This window comes from Fulvivirga imtechensis AK7 (assembly GCF_000331535.1).
GTDB classification, from domain to species: domain Bacteria; phylum Bacteroidota; class Bacteroidia; order Cytophagales; family Cyclobacteriaceae; genus Fulvivirga; species Fulvivirga imtechensis.
In genome coordinates, this window is sequence record NZ_AMZN01000207.1 from 1 (window position 1) to 1,270 (window position 1,270).

Annotated in this window: 1 protein-coding gene; it reads right to left on the reverse strand. The window is 37.2% G+C overall.

Going from position 1 to position 1,270, the window contains the following annotated elements; translation table 11 throughout:
- Nucleotides 1-1,270 (reverse strand): amino acid adenylation domain-containing protein (locus C900_RS27810; protein ID WP_040497734.1); only part of this gene is annotated, 1,270 nt, incomplete at both ends.

Genomic DNA, 1,270 nt, shown 5'->3' on the forward strand with positions numbered 1-1,270 from the left:
CTATCTCTCCTAACTCTATCCTAAAACCACGAATCTTTACCTGGCGGTCTATTCTGCCCAATATCTCTAAATTACCATCAGGTAACCAGCGTCCCAAATCACCCGTCCGATAAATTATTTTTCCTGGCACAAAAGGATCTTCTTCAAATCGCTCTGATGTTAATGATGGATTATTGAGATAACCTTTTGCCAAACCATCTCCTCCTACACATATTTCGCCCGTTACTCCTACTGGCTGCAAACTGCCATACTCATCCAGAATATAGCAATAGCTACTTGAAATGGCTTTTCCAATAGGAATGGTAAGTGCATTATCTGCTACTTCTCCAACCTTATAATAAGTGGAAAAGGTTGTATTCTCAGTAGGACCATAAACATGAATCAGGTGTACAGAATCATAGGTTTCTCTCAATTTCCTCACGTGACTTACCGAAGCCATTTCTCCCCCAAACAATATATGTCTAACATTTTGCAAGCAGGATAAATGATTATCCACCAAAGAATTAAATAAAGCCGTTGTGGTAAAAAATGTAGTAATTTCCTGATCTGTTATCAAATCACTTAAATCATTCAACAACTCTGTTTGTGAAGGAATAAATAGACTTCCTCCATTCAACAAAGAACCAAAAATATCAAACGTACTACCATCAAAAGAAAAATTAGACAGGCTAAGAAATCTCTCTGTTCCAGTAAATGAAAAGTAATTGCTATTTTTAACTAGTCTAACTACACCTCGGTGTTCTGTAATTACACCCTTTGGCTTGCCTGAAGTTCCAGAGGTATACATGACATATGCCGTATCCGTTGCTGACACTTTGCGATATGCTCTTTCTCCACTTAAGTCTTCGGTTATAACGGAAGAAAGATCAAACACTTTATAACCTTCTAAGGTACCTTCTGGTTGTCCTGAAGTAGTTAGAACAATATTTACTTCTGCATCCTCTAATACATACCTTATTCTCTCTTTCGGATATTTCCGATCTAAAGGCAAGTAGGCACAACCACATTTTAAAACACCCAAAAATGTCGCAACTGTATCAACAGACCGATCAGCAAATACACCAATGAATTGGTCTTTGTTTGTTATTTGGCTATTTATTAGGATAGCTATCTTTTCCGCTTGCTCATTTAACTCTTTATAGGTATATACCTTATACTTATCTAGAACAGCAACTTTATCCGGAGTACTCTCCACCTGCTCTTCAAAAAGGTCAATAATCGTCTTTTCCCGCGGATAGTCTACCAATGTATCATTAAAAACTTGAAGTAA